Origin of the sequence: Paenibacillus bouchesdurhonensis, assembly GCF_900155685.1 — a bacterium.
Taxonomy (GTDB): domain Bacteria; phylum Bacillota; class Bacilli; order Paenibacillales; family Paenibacillaceae; genus Fontibacillus; species Fontibacillus bouchesdurhonensis.
Map to the genome: position 1 here is coordinate 4405659 of NZ_LT732548.1, position 16908 is coordinate 4422566.

General features: G+C 42.8%; 15 protein-coding genes and 1 pseudogene. 3 read left to right on the forward strand and 13 right to left on the reverse strand.

Translation table 11 applies throughout. The features are described from left to right. Positions 1-145 precede the first annotated feature (145 nt). Together CZ379_RS24135 and CZ379_RS24140 are read right to left on the reverse strand one after the other, a co-directional pair. Complete coding sequence (locus CZ379_RS24135) at positions 146-592, reverse strand: hypothetical protein (protein WP_110933943.1); 447 nt, start codon at positions 590-592, stop codon at positions 146-148. A gap of 185 nt (positions 593-777) precedes the next feature. Beyond that, positions 778-867 (reverse strand): annotated as a pseudogene (locus CZ379_RS24140) (winged helix-turn-helix transcriptional regulator); the annotation flags it as partial. Positions 868-967: 100 nt separating this feature from the next. On the opposite strand from CZ379_RS24140, the gene CZ379_RS24145 reads away from it, so the two are divergent. After that, a complete protein-coding gene (locus CZ379_RS24145; RefSeq protein ID WP_110933944.1) occupies positions 968-1645 on the forward strand; it encodes an NAD(P)H-dependent oxidoreductase in 678 nt (225 codons plus the stop codon). Positions 1646-1749: 104 nt separating this feature from the next. Here CZ379_RS24145 and CZ379_RS24150 read toward each other — a convergent pair whose 3' ends face one another. The 4 genes from CZ379_RS24150 to CZ379_RS24165 all read right to left on the reverse strand — a co-directional run bounded on the left by CZ379_RS24150 (position 1750) and on the right by CZ379_RS24165 (position 7073). After that, positions 1750-3450, reverse strand: coding sequence for a hypothetical protein (locus CZ379_RS24150; protein WP_110933945.1), 1701 nt, complete (start codon positions 3448-3450; stop codon positions 1750-1752). Positions 3451-3778: 328 nt separating this feature from the next. After that, positions 3779-6229 (reverse strand): DEAD/DEAH box helicase family protein, encoded by a 2451-nt coding sequence (locus CZ379_RS24155; protein ID WP_110933946.1) that lies wholly within the window; start codon positions 6227-6229, stop codon positions 3779-3781. Beyond that, on the reverse strand, positions 6213-6539 hold the full coding sequence (locus CZ379_RS24160) for a nucleoside triphosphate pyrophosphohydrolase (protein WP_110933947.1): 327 nt from the start codon (positions 6537-6539) through the stop codon (positions 6213-6215). The genes CZ379_RS24155 and CZ379_RS24160 overlap by 17 nt, the downstream gene beginning before the upstream one ends. Before the next feature lie 105 nt (positions 6540-6644). Further along, a complete protein-coding gene (locus CZ379_RS24165) occupies positions 6645-7073 on the reverse strand; it encodes a hypothetical protein (protein ID WP_110933948.1) in 429 nt (142 codons plus the stop codon). Between the two features lie 168 nt (positions 7074-7241). Between CZ379_RS24165 and CZ379_RS24170 the strand changes: the two genes are divergently transcribed. Further along, entirely contained in the window at positions 7242-7589 is a 348-nt protein-coding gene (locus CZ379_RS24170; RefSeq protein WP_110933949.1) for a helix-turn-helix domain-containing protein, read from the forward strand. An 88-nt stretch (positions 7590-7677) separates the two neighbouring features. Here CZ379_RS24170 and CZ379_RS24175 read toward each other — a convergent pair whose 3' ends face one another. The 7 genes from CZ379_RS24175 to CZ379_RS24200 form a co-directional block, all read right to left on the reverse strand. After that, positions 7678-9639, reverse strand: coding sequence for a DUF2075 domain-containing protein (locus CZ379_RS24175; protein WP_110933950.1), 1962 nt, complete (start codon positions 9637-9639; stop codon positions 7678-7680). A 15-nt stretch (positions 9640-9654) separates the two neighbouring features. Next, entirely contained in the window at positions 9655-9987 is a 333-nt protein-coding gene (locus CZ379_RS24180) for a nucleotide pyrophosphohydrolase (protein ID WP_110933951.1), read from the reverse strand. Positions 9988-10190: 203 nt separating this feature from the next. Beyond that, the gene (tyrS, locus tag CZ379_RS24185) at positions 10191-11450 is read right to left on the reverse strand and encodes a tyrosine--tRNA ligase (RefSeq protein WP_110934546.1); all 1260 of its coding nucleotides are present in this window, start codon (positions 11448-11450) and stop codon (positions 10191-10193) included. A 345-nt stretch (positions 11451-11795) separates the two neighbouring features. Continuing rightward, positions 11796-12092 (reverse strand): hypothetical protein, encoded by a 297-nt coding sequence (locus CZ379_RS26875; protein ID WP_234405005.1) that lies wholly within the window; start codon positions 12090-12092, stop codon positions 11796-11798. Positions 12093-12110: 18 nt separating this feature from the next. Then, on the reverse strand, positions 12111-12368 hold the full coding sequence (locus CZ379_RS26880; RefSeq protein ID WP_234405006.1) for a hypothetical protein: 258 nt from the start codon (positions 12366-12368) through the stop codon (positions 12111-12113). 386 nt (positions 12369-12754) lie between these two features. Continuing rightward, entirely contained in the window at positions 12755-13285 is a 531-nt protein-coding gene (locus CZ379_RS24195) for a GyrI-like domain-containing protein (RefSeq protein ID WP_110933952.1), read from the reverse strand. An 83-nt stretch (positions 13286-13368) separates the two neighbouring features. Then, positions 13369-14271 carry a helix-turn-helix transcriptional regulator gene (locus CZ379_RS24200; protein WP_110933953.1) on the reverse strand — a complete coding sequence of 301 codons (903 nt, stop codon included), beginning with the start codon at positions 14269-14271 and terminating at the stop codon, positions 13369-13371. Between the two features lie 116 nt (positions 14272-14387). On the opposite strand from CZ379_RS24200, the gene CZ379_RS24205 reads away from it, so the two are divergent. After that, the gene (locus CZ379_RS24205) at positions 14388-16772 is read left to right on the forward strand and encodes a polyprenyl synthetase family protein (RefSeq protein WP_110933954.1); all 2385 of its coding nucleotides are present in this window, start codon (positions 14388-14390) and stop codon (positions 16770-16772) included. The last annotated feature ends 136 nt before the right edge of the window (positions 16773-16908 follow it).

The window sequence follows — 16908 nt, forward strand, 5'->3', positions numbered from 1 at the left end:
ATACATTATTTGTAAATATATTTCTATAGTTTATTATATTTTGTTAGCAATAATTATATAACAAACTTCATTGGCGATAAAAAGAGGCGTCCTCCACTTTGGTTAGCTGGGACACCTCATGCTTATGTATGTATGCACTTGTTGATTATTCTGCCGGTACGGGTTCCTCCCCCTTATCGCGATTGCTTGCCAATTTCACAGGCAGCTGCCATGCTGTAACTATGGCTAATAATACAAAGATGATATCCATCCCACTGAACAAAGTGGAGAAAAACTGCGGAAACATGCGCATGACTTCCATTTGGAACATCGACATAATCCCTTCCGCTTCACCGATCAAGAAGTAGCCGTAAACAAAGTATTTTCCAAGCAAGATACCTAGCAAACTCGCCACGACAGCTAATATCTGGTGAACTGGAGTAATCTTCTTCGCAGAGAAAGATACTGCTAAAGCGGCTAGCCCTCCTATTGCCCAAGCCACAATCCCCACTTCATACTCCGTTACCACAACAATCAGTGCCCAAACGACACCGCCAATGATTGCAGCAAGCAGCGCTGCTAACATCGGCATAACATTTTTACTCCCGTTCATCCTTCTACTCCCATCAAATCATATTAGCATTCCATAATTAGATATGCCGGTACATATTATTCTACAAAGAGTCATAAAATCCCTTTATTCGACAATATTATGTTAAAAAGGAATTATTACTCCTTGCTTGCATTACAGTTACACCATAGATCCGAATCCCCTGAATCTTTTTGAGCTGCAAGTTGTTATGCCTTATACTCTTTTCCCCAAACCTTCATCAGATTAATAATCGGAATGAGCGTTCTGCCGAATTCGGTCAAGGAGTATTCAACCTTACTTCAAAATTGCTGAGTTATGCACTAATATAATCTTATGCACGAAATATAGTAAAATCGTGTAATTCAAACCAATACTTAGGAGTAAGGAGAGTGCTCCATGGATACTTTGACAAATAACAAAAGTGAGATTCTGTCTGCTTATCAGTTCAGACATGCAACGAAAGAATTCGACAGCAGCAAAAAAATCAGTGCGGAAGATTTTCAATTTATTCTGGAAACCGGACGCCTATCACCCAGTTCATTTGGGTTTGAGCCGTGGCGATTTGTTGTCGTACAAAACTCGGGAATCCGGGAGAAGCTTCTCCCATATACCTGGGGAGCACAGAAGCAGCTTCCGACAGCCAGCCATTTTGTTCTCATTCTGTCCAGACAACCTAAAGATATGGCCGCAGACTCCGAATATATTCAAGCGATGATGAAGAACGTGCAGCAGTTGCCCCCACAAGTGATAGAAATGAAAACCAAGCTCTATGATAAATTTTTGAAATCTGATTTCAAGTTGCAGGACAATGAACGAGCCACGTTCGAGTGGGGAGCCCGCCAGACCTATTTGGCCCTCGGCAATATGATGACATCCGCTGCCCAAATCGGGGTCGATTCCTGCCCTATCGAGGGTTTCGACAAAGCTGAAGTCGAGCGCATCCTGGCAGAAGAAGGCATCCTGGATCTTGAACATTTCGGCATCGCCTGTATGGTCGCCTTCGGCTATCGTCTCAACGCTCCACGGGAGAAAACACGACGTAACACAGAGCAAGTGGTTCAGTGGGTAGAGTAGCATTTTTGGGATATAGAATTGTGAACAACTACTCAAAGTTCCTTTCGATCATGTAATGAAAAGAAGGCTATAGTCACCCTTTCGGTGCTATAGCCTTTTCAATATTACAACGGAATCGTATAGAAAACACGCTTGCCTTTTTGATCCGCAAACCAAACAATCTTATCTTCTATAATGATCGGATCGCAATCGGAGAGTACAAATTTAGGAATACTCTTGATTTCACCAACCATATTACCGCTGCCGTCAGCTTCTACGTACTTCACACCAAGCGGCATACGCTGCTGATCAAATTCCTGCCACAAAACTACAAAACGATCATCGTCCACTTTTACTAATTTGGGGACAGAGCCAATATGATCCGTACCTGATGTATATTTCGCTATAGTTACGTTATTAACTGCACTTCCGCTCAAATTAGAACGAGGTACTACAGCAAGCATAATATCGCGAACATCCTTATCGAGCCCGACCATCTCGAAATTTGTAAATGATCGCACCTTAGAGTGGTTCACTTTATTATAGGCAGTTAGATAGTGGGTAGAAGATATCTCCATTCCTCCAAGGGAAACCCCCGTCATATTGGCTCCAGTATTGCCCGGAATACGAAGCAAATCTACTTCTTTATACTGTGATCCGTTCCCCTTATGAAGCACAATCGATCGAGGATACGCGTCGCCATGATCCACCAGGACATGTTCTTTCCCATCGTATCTAACAAACTGGTCAAAGGAATGGCTGACATGGTTCTTTTGAAATTCTCCTGTATCGTTGGTTATGCTCATATTAGACGTATCCATGATTAAAGTAAGCTGGGACTGATGATTCTTACCATCTGATGTTGCATATCTCAATCGTGATGTATGCAATACAAGTTCATCGCCATTTTCAGCCATCCTGGGGGCTGCTGAACGAAACGGCTCAACTGTAAAACTCTTTCCACCCGTGAGTGAGACACTATCGATCCTATTAAAACTTTTATCGTAGCGTACAACTCGAATTACTTCCTTGCTGTCGTTCTCTTCCTTATTATCCTGTCCATAAGCAATAAAGTTGTATTTCTCCCCACTATAAAAAGCTCCATAGTATTGCAATTCAAGCGGAAGCTCTTTGCTTGATGTCACTTCATAGTTCTTATTGTATGAGACGATTCGTACATGCTCCTCATCGGCAGTTATACTGCTGAACGTACCGTCGCTATTGTTTATTAAATGAGAACGAATCGGGTCGCTCCATCTTGAGAAGTAAGACTCAACAATATTATCTTTGCCCACCCCTGTACCTATCGCTTGATATGCATCTTCAGGCAGGTACGGATTGACAACAATACTATTGGTTCCTGGATCAAACGAAACATCAAATTTCAATACTTGAGCCAGATCCCTGAGCTGAAAATAGGTGTTGTCCTCAATATTGTACGCTTGTATAGAATGAACCTCTCCGTCAATAATTATCTTTGCTGTCGATAGCTTGGCTTCATACAATTTTCCAGAACTATAGTAAGGGGTATGGAATGACTCCTTGGCTGAATAAGCCTTATCTGTAGTTATTTCAATCGCATTCTGGGCATTGTTCCAGGTAATATCGAATTGACTATCCGATCCTGATAAATGACTTGCCAAATCACGTAAACGAAAATAATTGTAATTCTGAATATTAAAGCCGTTGCTGCGAACAATCTTCCCATCAATGATGACTTGACTATCACTCACCGTGGCTTTGATATTTCCTTCTGCATAACTCGCTGATGCCTCTATGAATATAAAGAGACATAGCGCTAACAACAATGTACAAATCTTTCTCATCTTAGCCTCCACTTTTAAGCTGTCGTACTACTCACTATGTAATCAATCGCAGATTTTCTGCTCACCAGTTCTATATTCCCCCCCTCAGTCTCTTAGACCTATTCTGATTTAGTTCTATCATATCACTATGTTATGGATGAATCTGCTTATTTTCGACAAGTAAGCTCAAAAAAAAACCAAGTGTTAGTACACTTGGTCTTCTTTCACGTATTCGCTTAATGGTTATCATAGCTGCTACTAAATTCCTCTACAATATATACCTAAAGTTTTTAAACAATATAGATTTTCTAGCAACGTCCTTTGATTTCGAAAATACAGCGCAACAGCCTTAATCCCCTATTTTTCTATGCTCTCTCCGTTCAAAATGTACATGCAGCCGGAATTTACAAATATCCTCAGTCCATGTATGTAATATCACTTTGTCCTGTTCCCTCACCTCGAACGCAAGCGAGAACACACCGTTTTGGAACCGGGTCATACTCCCCTTGGCTCCAGCCCATTTACTCATAGGCATGTCAGCAATTAGCTTAGATAGCTTGTGCTGCGTTGTCTCATTATGTTCCCATAATTTACGTGAGTCTTTATCAGAGAAATCAATACGGCGTCGATATTCCTTTTCCATCAAATAACTGTAGAAGAAAGAAGCAACTTCCTCTGGTGTCACTGGATCACACCAACATATTACACCTTTTTCCAACATATAAAGCAGTACAATCATCTTATAACTCTTGGTCATAACCGTTTTCTCTACATCACGCAGCCATGATTCATAACGCTGATATATCTCAACTTCAGACTCGGACAATAGCTCTGCCCAATACAGAAATCCGATATACGAACCAAACTCGTTCCGATACGCGTGACTAGGAGATAAACCGAATAAGTGCAGCTCTAGATAGGATGGAATTCGACCAAGCTCACATTTCAGCTCCATAAAGTCGTACAGCAGCTTCTCTCGATGCGGAAGTCTTTTTCGACTCAACTCATTCAGAAGATTAATCACTTGCGTATCAAGCGTAATTTCACAACCCGCTGGCACACTTGGCACGACTTCCTTGGACTTACTCCGTGCGCCGTTCACATCATCTTCTGCAAAAAGCCGCAGCTTCACGTCTGCATTTCGATAGTTACCGATCAAATCAATAATAACGCAATGCGTCTTTCCCTCTGATAGCCGGAGTCCCCGTCCCACTTGTTGCGTGAACACGGTCAATGATTCTGTTGGACGGACAAACAACAAAGTATCTACACTTGGAATATCCGTCCCCTCATTGAACAGATCCACAGTAAAAATAACCTCAAGCCGCCCCGCCGAAAGACGACTAATAGCTTCAGCACGTGACATTTTCACTGTACGTGAGTGTAGGCTCAATACCGAAATTCCACGCCTGTGGAATGCATCAGCCAAATAATCAGCCTGCCGAATAGACGAACAGAACGCAATCGTCCTAGTTTGTTTATTCTTCATCCATGCCTCATAAATCCGCTCGGCCTGTGACTCCTGAAGCTGTGTTGATAATAATTGTTCTTCATCATAACGCGTACCTAGCCAGCGAATAGCCGAATAATCCGTATCATCGAACACGCCATAATATTGAAAGGGAGCTAGCCACTGCCGCCGTATCGCCTCAATAAAATGCATCTGGTAAGCCACGTTCCCATCACAAAGCGCATACACATCTTTGCCATCCATCCGATCTGGTGTCGCTGTAATCCCCAATAAGAACTTGGGTTGAAAATATTCAATCACCGACAAATAAGAAGCTGATGCCGCATGATGGAACTCGTCCACAATAATAAGGTCGAAAGCATCTCGTGTAAAGGACTCACGGTGCTTCCGCATTCCCAGCGTAAAAATTGAGGCGAATACACAATCCGCTTCTCCTTCTTTGTAATGCCCGTTGAAAATTCCAAATGAACGTTCAGGCATGACCCGCTGAAAGGATTGACGTGCCTGATGCAATATTTCCTCACGATGGGCAATAAATAGTATCTTAGAGAAACGCTCAGCAAAAAAGCCAGCCAAATAAGTTTTGCCAAGTCCTGTTGCCATAACGACCACTGCCTTGTCGTATTCTTCCTCCAATGTTCGCTCGAGGGCTTCCAACGCTTCCTCCTGGGCAAAGCGTGGACGAATTGACTCAGTTTCCTGTGTTTCTTCATCCAATCGAGGCTCAGTACTTAAGCCCAAATCAGCTTCAGATTTCTCCATCTCCGTAATACGTCGTATCAGCTCCGGATTCCTCTGATGATACTGGAGATACTCCTCTTCATACATGTGGATCGAATCAGGGTTTATCGGAAGCGTGGTCTCATGGTAGAAACTTTCCATAAACTTATCTAATGCCATTTGGAACGTATAAGGCTCGGCCTGAGCATTCATAGCCAGGTTCCATTCATATCCTGTACGAAGCGCTGAAAATGAGAAATTCGACGAACCTACAATAAGCAGACCTTCGCCTTCATCATAATCAAACAAATATGCTTTAGGATGAAATGAGGAGCCCATACTCCGCCACAATCTCGCCTCAATCCGTTCATCAATGCCAATCAATTCAAGCAATCCCTCTGGCTGAGTGATATACAAATAATCCCCTGCCAGCATTTTAACTTCCGCTCCCCGATCCAAGGCATTTTTTATATGCGGAGCCAACAGCCATACACCGGACTGCATGAGAAATGACGTCATAATATATATCCCAGAAGCGCTTTGAATGCCAGCAATCAGCTCATCTGCCAAATTATCGGTGATGAGCTTCACATTAAGCTTCGTCGACATCGATCAAGTACACCCTGTCTTGAAATCCGCCCCGTTTCTCGGCCTTATCCACCCGGATTTTCTCCAATACTGTTGGGCTAGATCCGTGAGCTTCCGCCAATGCCCGGATTACTTCCAGCATATCTGCAAGCTCTTCCAGAGCCTCTTTATCATTAGCAGCATTAAAATATTCTTCCGTTTCTTCACGCAGCTTAGTTCGCAGCTCTTGCAAATACTCCTCCTTATCCAGAATCCGTGATCGATATGCCTTTCCATCAGCGGCAATAATCTGTGGAATTTTGTCCCGAACTAATTTGTTATATACAGGCATAAATAGCACTCCTTCTCTTCTTCTTTAGAGAATTATATATGCCGTCATTATATCATTTTCTGGTAGAGAAGAACCGTTCATGGCGTTATTTCTAGGCTTAGAAAGCTATTCTTTAAAAATAGAGTTGTACATTTCTGTAGTTGAGCTAATAGCCCTAGGAGATAGTTTGCATAATAGTTCATCCACCTTTCGGATAAGCATTTGCAAGTGAGGCTTGCTGCATTTCAATACTACGTTATTAGAACTTGTTGAGTTCGCAAGAAACTTAATAGACTGAATTAAGCATAGAGCCTCTAAATCAACATCAGATTCATAGCGAAAGAGATCAAGCAGGTCTTCAAATGTTAAGATGAATGGCGACAAGATGCTTTCGCGCTCCTGAACGTATATCGCTTTGAGCATGCTTTCTAGGGCCAAGTCGCAGAGAATAAAGCAAGGCTTGGGAAGACAATGATTCAAGAACATTGTGGTGAGGTTCATGTAGGTTTGAGGATGAGTGTGTTTATTATGCTCTACAGACATTTCACTAACCATACAATACTAACCTCCATAAGGTTTCTCAAACACCAATATTATACACATATATAATATCTATAGATATTATTTTTGATATATATAAGTATTAACCTTATATTTAATACTTATATGATGATGTTTGTATTAAGATATCTTGTCTACACTTTTGAATAAAGAGGTGTAGATATGAACGATAAGGAAATTCTCAAATTAGTTGGTGCAAGAGTAAAAACTTTAAGGAAGCAGCAAGGCTACTCCCAAGAATCACTAGGAGAAAAAGGTGGTTTTCATTTTTCTTATATCGGGCAGGTTGAACGTGGAGAAAAGAATATTTCGTTATTAAACCTCTCCAAAATAGCTAAAGCGTTAGATGTCAATGTCGCTCAATTATTTACATATGTTCATGAACATAGTGAACTTACCGAGGAAGATGTTGAAGTGAAGGAAATCGTAATGATGCTTAGAGGATCAAATCCGGAGAAGCTGCGTCTAGCGAAGAATGTGTTGAGAGAGATTGTGCGGGGAATAGAGTAGCGTAAATAATGAAAAAAATCGCCGTGCTTAGTGCATCGACGATTCTTTATGATTAAACTAAATTAAATAAAATAATTAATAAACTAATCTACTTTCTCAACTTTTCTCCGGTTACATAAGAAGTCCTTTCCTCAGCCACGGCATATTCTCTTTCCTCATATAACGGATATGTAATACTCTTTTGACTTGAAAGCCTTTCAAGAAAGTACTCCCTCAACAACGGATCAACACAGTATATATAGCAGCCCTTCATCCCTCTTGTAAGGAGTGTACGGTAAGTATTTTTTATAATTTGATCCGCTATTCGCAGGGCCTTATTTTTGTCCTTTTTATATAAGCTTTTAAATCCCGATAAGGATTTATCCGTTTTGGCGCGTTTAAATGGATCCGTCACAACTTTTCCATCCATATATCGAAGGTCTTCGCCGATAATAACTCCTACATAATCAAACTCCAGCCCTTGCGAAGTGTGAATACAGCCGACTTGCTCCACTGATTCAGGGTCAATTGCCCATGTTTGAGTATTATTCAAATTCCAGCTGGCAGAAAACTGGTGTTCCTCCAAGTAAATATCATGAACCTCTGGATTACTTTTTCCATCTCTTATCCAATCCCAACAATAACCTGCTAGCATCCTGGCTTTATTATTGTGATTCTTTTTAAAAATCTCATTACGTAATTCATTAGGATCATCAAAAACTCTAAAATCATATTGAATATCAAATCCGTCTGAGTTTGCCGTTTCTCGAATTGCTAGCATATCATCCAACCAAGCCAAGTATCCATCCGAACCATTACAACGAAATTGCGATTCGAGTTCTATTTCTACGACCTCTGCATCGTAGAGTTTTGCAAATTGTTTAATTTGTTCTTTATTCCCAACGTCCTGCATAGAAACTTTTTGATACTCATCAATAAAAAATATTGAGCATTTAGCAGCTCGGATGATCTCCATCATCTGATTTTCACCTTTGTTTTTAAATAAGCCTGACTTCTCATTTAGTCGGTGAGCCTCATCCACGATCAGAGCATCAAATTCATTGGGCAATGCTTCATAATAGACTCCTGAGCTTTTAAATAAATTATTAATGACAGTTTTCTTATAACCTCTCTGAAGCCGCTTAGTATATACCTCTCTAGGAGCGCTATTCTTGGTTACATATTGACAGACCATCTCCTGTGCGGTTAATTGAACTAACAAATTAATGGCCAGTACCGATTTCCCTGTACCAGGCCCTCCCTCCACAATCAAGACCTGCTTGCGATCAGTAGTTTGAGCCTTTTTTGCCATTAGAATAGCCACCTCATAGGCAACCTTCTGCTCATCAATCATTAAAAACTCCTCATTGCCCTCTAACATCTTAAGAAGTGAATCCTGTAATGATTTAGACGGTTTTATTTTCCCATGTTCAATCAGATATAGAGACTTTTTTCGATCGGATTTTTTAATGTAAGTAGAAATAAATCCCCTCAGCTTCAATGCATCGCCCTTGGTAAAGACCGGGGCCTCCGATATCCAATTTTCATATATATCATCCGTAAGGGGATCATCATCCTCCCTGATATAGTTATGCAAATAAGCGCAGGGATAAAGAGATATCAATTCATTTTGAACAGATTCATTATAGTCCGATATTAACTTCGCATATGTATAAGCTTGGTATGATGGGTGTGTATGCTTGCCTAATCTTTTATTTATAACCGTCTCAACAAGCCCATCTAGGCTCTCAACTTTATTCAGGGCGGACCATTGCTTTAATTCTACAATGACAACGGAATATCGATCCTTCTCATCCAACCCCGTTAACATAAAGTCTATCCTTCTAGAGGTTGTGGGCACCTTATACTCAATAGCAACGCCAACATCATCAGGAATGATCGGAGTGTTCAGAACCTTATACATATAATTCATAGAATTATTCCAGGAGTTAATCTCACCGAGCGAAACCTTACCAATTTTCTGCAAATAGGACTCGTGAATTTTGACGGCTATACTATCGTCAGTAACATCATTCATGAACTCTTCCTTGGTAGCTTCGTAAATAATCAAAGATGTCTCACCCCGTTATTCTGCTTCTGTATACTTTTTGGATGTCCCCTTGAACTTTTCTATAGGATACTTTTTATCATTCTTTTCTAGTTTGTCTAAAATAGCACCTTTGACATCAATACCCAAGTCATGTGCAAGCATCAGTGAATAGATCAATACATCCGCCAACTCATCTCGAATATCGTCAAAGTTAGTATCGACCGCTTGATCACTACTCTTCCATTGAAAGTTTTCAAGCAATTCACTTGCTTCTAATGTTAAAGAAATCGCCAAATCCTTAGGGTTATGGAACTGCTTCCAGTCCCTCGCGTCCCGAAATTTAATGATTTTATTTATAACATCATCCATGTAAGCACTCCTTGGTAGTAGATTATGAGTCTATTATAGGCTTTATATTTAAATAGACAAATATGGATGCATAGGATTGTAGAAAACATTTTTAATTGGTCGGATCAATAACCGCTGTCATGAACAAAAAAATTTCAAACAAAAAACACAGCACCCTCCCGCAGGAAAATGCTGTGCCTTACCTTTCTTACTCTAAGCTAACCCTAAACCAACTTCACCAAATGATACTTTTTCTTCCCTTTGCGGACGATGATGAAGCGGCCTTCGATCGCCAGATCGACCGTGATCTCGAACTCCAGCTCATTTACTCGCTCGCCGTTCAGGGAGATTGCGCCGCTGGTAAGATCCTCGCGTGCTTGGCGTTTTGAAGGTTCGATACCTACGTCAACGAGCCAATCGACGATGTTCTTGGATTCTTTAGCTGCTTCGAAGGTCGGCATTTCTTTGAAGCCTTGTTCGATTTCATCGGCAGTCAAAGACTTAATATCCCCGCTGAACAGAGCTGCTGTGATTCTCTTGGCTTGAGCCAAGGCTTCCTCGCTGTGCACGAATCGGGTCATTTCTTCGGCCAGCGTAATTTGCGCCTCGCGCTTATGCGGCTCGGTCTGTACCTTCTCGGCCAGCGCGTCGATCGCCTCCTTATCCAGGAACGTGAAGTATTTCAGGTACTTGATGACATCGCGGTCATCGGTATTCGCCCAGAATTGGTAGAACTCGTATGGCGTCGTTTTCTTCGGATCGAGCCAAATCGCGCCGCCAGCCGTCTTACCAAACTTCGTACCGTCGGCCTTCAGCATAAGCGGAATCGTTAAGCCAAACGCTTTGGCTTCCGGGCCTACTTTTCTGCGGATGAGATCCAGCCCGCTTGTAATGTTCCCCCATTGATCGGAACCGCCAATTTGCAGCTGCACATCCTCTTCCTGATATAGATGCAGGTAATCCATCGACTGCAGAATTTGATACGAGAATTCCGTGAACGAAATCCCGGTATCCAAGCGGCTTGCTACAATATCTTTGGCCAGCATCGCGTTGATGCTGAAATTCTTCCCATAATCCCGCAGAAAATCTATTACGTTCAATTGATGCGTCCAATCGTAGTTGTTCACCAGCCGCAGTTGATTGTCCCCGTCAGTCATGAACAGCTTCTTCATTTGCGCGGTTAACGCTTCTACGTTAGCCTGAACTTGCTCCAGCGTCTGCAGACTGCGCTCGGATTGACGCCCGCTAGGGTCGCCGATCGTTCCGGTCGCACCGCCGATGAGAATGACAGGCTTATGCCCTGCCAACTGAAATCTTTTCAGCATGATAAAAGGAATCAAATGCCCGATATGCATGCTGTCACCCGTCGGGTCAACCCCACAGTACAAGGAAATTGCCTTCTCCTCGGTCAGCTTGCGGAGTCCCTCCGCATCCGTCTGTTGATTAATGGCCTCGCGCCATTCCAATTCATCAATAATATTCAACCTGTTCAGCTCCCTATATTCCATAAAATAAAAAATCGTCCCCTAGTCTATATCAGACTACAGGGACGATTGAATTAACCGTGTTACCACCCAAATTGTACGATGATACTAAAGCCGGCCGGCTTCATCATACCACTCTCAGCTCATTATCGTGAGCCAACCCGCTTGGCATTACCCAAGATACTCCGGAGTGTAATTCGCAAGGGATCAGTAATGCTGCCAGGTTCCATCAACCCCTGGCTTTCTGGTAAGCAGTGACTGCCCGCTACTTCGTTCCTTCATCGTAATTGACATATAAGTTTACAGAAAGTATAGTGAATTGATTTTCAATTGTCAAATGGTTTGTTAAGACTGCTTGCCGTCAATCGCACATAACAATACGCTTGCAGCAAGTCCAAGGCGGCGATCAAGCATATGAGACGGGTCGCTGGAGAAATCCACATCGATTTTCGTGACAAAAGGATTGAAATTTTGCTTAAAAGTAACCGTGCTGCCGTTCATTTCTACGTTATAAGTCTGCGGGATCAAGTCGCTAAGGAACCGGCGCAGGAACGCAAAAAGCCGGCTATCCTCCTTAATCCGCCCGACTTCAGCCTCGGCAGCATTTTGAATGATCCACTCATCCTTCAATATGGATTTCATGCCTTTTCTCCGCAGGCTTCAGACATGCTCACCCGTAAGCGCATCATGAACATCGTAGGTTGCAGAGAAGTCAATCACATTACGCGCCTTGATCGTCAATAATTCCTGGCTCATGCCCTCGTCATTGTACAGCCGAATATCCTCCTTGAGCTTAAAGGCCTTCATTTGCGAGAACATAACCAGCTCTTCATTGGCGTTATAAATGTGAAATTGGGCTCCCAGTAAGGAGAGTATCTTTTTTCTTACTAAATATTGGTCGTAACCGAAATGATCCACTTTGCCCGATGGCCTCCCATGAATTTTATTATTTTTTATAATACGGCAAGCTGGGGGCATTGTATATAGCGTCTTCCTTTTAATTCGGGAGTGTAAGATCAAATTTCGTTCTTCACTGGTGGACTTTTTCACCTGATTGTTTTTCAAATGGTGGACACCACATATATATCTGCACCGCCCATGAATATCTACATTTAGAAGCTTATAAGGATGCACAACACTATATGCAGTTCATTGCAAGCGTGGATAAGAGCCTCTTTAGTGTCCACATTTGGATGGACATTTATTGCATTTCGTCCACGACAGGCATACAACAACTATACAGCCATGAACCATTCATAATGAACATGTTCCCATCACGCAGCATCGAAGCCATAAACGCAGAGTTAATTCAACGCAATGTAAATGTGGATTTCGGCATTGTCCATATTTCCGCCACTTTGGTATTCTTCAAAATCACTGCTGAATTTTCTATCCAGCTCCATCGACCACAGCTTCGTCCAAAATTCAGCCACTGCCTGCTGTACATGACCTCGCACAATAAATTTGGCATATTTCCCCGCTGGAATCGTCTTTTCCTCTAACTCTAACTCTGCATCTGCTCCTGCACCTCTTCCCACCTCTGTTCCTGCATCTGTTTCTGCTTTTACTTCTTCTTTTACCTCTGCCTCCACTGAGCCTTCAACCTCACAGCAAACTATCACATCATATGCGTCGTTATCCCCCATCTGATAGTCGGTGTACAAGCCAATGCTTTTATCATTATGTTTGCCAGGTATGGAATCATAAATGCCTTCCTGATAAAACCGCTGCCAAAGCTCGCCTATGCTTCGACTCATATAAGGATCACTGTTGCTGGTTCTGATCCGCAATCCCACGACTGTTTTTTCTTCTACATACACTATTTCATAATTCATATACCCTACCTCTTTTCATTTGATATCGAGGTCAGTATAGCAATACTAATTAGACAACAGCATGTCATATTATACGAGCAAGCTTATAAATATTTTCGTAAACTCGCTTCCAGCTTTCTCTGTATAATATCCCGAACATGTTCGGGCTCTATGACCTCTGCGTTATTCCCAAAGGACAATATGTACCCATACACCCATTCATCCTCAATGTAACTAACCTTAACGACAAAGCTGCCATCTGGATTTTTAGTGATGCCGTTCTGATCAAATTCGTCATAAACCCTGTAAGCCATACTAGCCTCAATTTTCAAAACAAGCTTCACCACTCTACGGTTAAAGTCCGGAGGATCATTCCAAATATCCATCGGCATCTCTCTTATGAAAGTCTCTTCCGAGCAAGTTGGATTTTTGATTCGGGTCACTTTAAACATTCTGAAATCATTCTTTAACCGGCAAAATCCATAGATATACCAGTTCTGCCCTTTAAAAATCAGCTTTACAGGCTCTACGATTCTCTCGGTCTTTTCTCCGTAGGAACTATAATAATCAAAGTTCACTACATTCCGATTTAAAATCGCTGTTTTCAGCAAGTTGAACTTCTTCTGCTCCGTAGAATCAGAGCCCCACCTGGAGAAATCGACATCAATCCAGCTCGTAGCATTTTTATTGAAAATAGCAGCAAGCTTATTCAGCACGGGCTCAACATCTGGAACATTCAGCGCATTCAGCCCTTGAAGGGAAGAGAGAATATCCATCTGCTCCTTGTCAGACAGCATCGATTTGCCCAGCACAAACTGATCAAGCAAGCGAATGCCGCCGCCTTTTCCCTTATTCGTATACACGGGTATTCCCGCCGCGCTCAGCGTGTCAATATCCCGATAAATTGTTCGCTGCGATACCTCGAACTGCTCGGCTAATTGTTTCGCTGTTACCTGCTTTTTATCCAATAAAATATAGACGATTTCGAGCAGCCTGTTAATTTGCACCTCTACCACCCCTTCGCATCTTACTTACTTCACCATTTTGTAACCTCAAAAATACTATAACGTATATAGATTAAACATACTCTGTCAACAACCATAGAAATTGAGGGACTACATGAATGAATGATGATATTACGGTTCAACAAGCCGATACATGGTATCAGAAGGCCGAACAGAAGGCCGTGCAGTATTTGACATCTCTTCAACAGCGGGTTAGGGATCAAACGGATCTGCAAACCCTGACAGCCGATATTCAATTGTGGAAAAAAAATCATGTTCACCACTTCTGGCGTTCTTTGCTTCCACATCGCAACAAAACACCGGATGCACTGGGCTATCGCAAATATATTGGCTGGCTGAACCGTACGGGGAAACTGGACAATTATTTGGATCGAAGCATTTCTTATATTTATATGCGCGATTTGGGCAAGGCGCTCGATTCTCCCGAAGCCCAAGCCCGTATAAAGCGAACCATGTCGGATGTGAAAAAACTCTTGCTTCGCTCCACCGGCACCGGTCAAGGAGAGCAGCCAGAATTTATGAACTTAGCCGGGCTGTATCGGTGGGCTCAGAAGGAAAACATTGAGGACGCTATTATTTGGCTCATTGGCAAGCTGAACCATGTATCCTCCCAAATTCCCGAAGGAATGGATGCGGAGCATGCTCAGAGAAAACTGATGAAGATCATCATTGGCGTAGTTCTTCATGTTATGGATGAGATGGATGACCGTATTTTGCCGGATGAGCGCTCCAGGCGGCTGGATGAAGCGATTCGGCTCGGTTACTCCTATGGGTTGACCTATCCTTTTATCGACGATCTTCTGGATTCCGAAATTTTGAATGATAAGGAGAAGGGCCAATACTCTCAGATGATAAGAAGCGCACTGCTTACTGGCTCTGTTCCGGAATCAGGAGAGTGGAACGGGGAACACAGCGATTTCATCCATTACGCATATGCGGAGCTTCGAGAGGCCTTTGAGTATATTAAGAGCTATCAGCGGCCAGAAGCCATAAGTACTTTTTTTGAACAATCTTATGTATTTTTTCATGCTCAGGATCTGGATCGGGTTAAGGAGCTCTCGCATTCCGCCTACACCAACGAGGAACTCTACCTGCCTGTAATTTTGAAATCCTCCTCCTCTCGATTGATTGTCCGTTCTGTCATCAGTGCGCCTGAGGATGAGGGCTTTGAGCAGCGAACATTTTATTACGGGATCTACAACCAGCTTGCCGATGATTTTGCGGATATGTTCGAGGATATGAGAACCGGAGCGGTAACGCCTTATACGTATTATTTAAAATACCGTAGGCTGCGTCCCGATCTGATTAATCCCTATGAATTATACTGGACGGTCATATCCTACCTGATTCATAGCGTGTATCATTCCGATGCCAAGGCCCGTGAGATCATCCTAAACCGTGCGATTAACGGATTAAAACGCTGTAAGAAACGCCTTGGGGTTGATAAATACACCGAAGTCATGGACATTTTCGCCTCGGGAAACCCCGAGTTCAATCGGCTCGTCCAACGTATGGTTCAGCAAGCGGATGATGTAGATTTTCTTGACAAGCTGCTTCGGGATCAGGTCGTCACCGTTCTGAGGAACAGCCGCAACGACAAGGAGAGCTTCATCGATACGCTCCAATCCGTCCGCGATCAGCTCAATGAACAATTGCAAATTCGCAAATCGGACGGAATTCCTCTGGTTACAGAATCGCTAATTGAGACTGCAAACTACAGTCTCCGAGGAGATGGCAAACGTCTTCGGCCCATCTTAACCTGGGCCATGGGTGTGAACGAATATGGGCTGGAGGCTTCGGCAATCATGCCGCTGCTGAAATCCTTGGAATATATGCATACGGCATCTTTGATTTTCGATGATCTGCCTTCACAGGACAATGCCTCTACCCGTCGGGGACGCCCGACGCTGCATCAGGTGCATGATAGTGCCACCGCAGAATTGACCGGTCTTTATTTAATTCAAAAAGCCGTTGAAGAGCAAACGTCTTTGAGCGGATTCGATGCCGAATCTGTGCTTGCCTTAATTCGATATTCATCCCAAAAAGCAGGCGAAATCTGCCTGGGCCAGGCGATGGATTTAGAGTCTCGTGGAAAGGCACTAACGCTGGAGCAACTGAATACGATCTGCTTTTACAAAACGGGGATCGCTTTTGAAGCTTGTCTCGTCATGCCTGCCATCCTTGCTCAGGCTGCAGAAAAGGAAGTTGCGTCTCTACAAAAATATGCCTACCATGCAGGCATTGCTTTTCAAATCAAAGACGACTTGCTGGACTCTGAAGGCGAAACGAGCTTATTGGGAAAACCCGTCCGTCAAGACGTGGAAAACAACAACTCGACGTTTGTTACCCTGCTTGGCCATGAAGGAGCCCGAAGAGCGATGTGGGAGCACTACTGCCAGGCCATGGAAACCTTGAATGAACTGCCGCGAAGCAATGTTTTTCTTAAGCATTTATTGAACTATATGGTAAGTAGAGAAAAATAAAAAAAAGCACACCTTTTAACTCGGCTCAAGCCGACTAAAAAGGTGTGCCTCACCATGTATTTGCAGAACTTTCTCCTTGTTTAGTATATAGAGTGTCCGCTAAGTTGTAAAGCCACCGTCATCGCCAGATATTTCC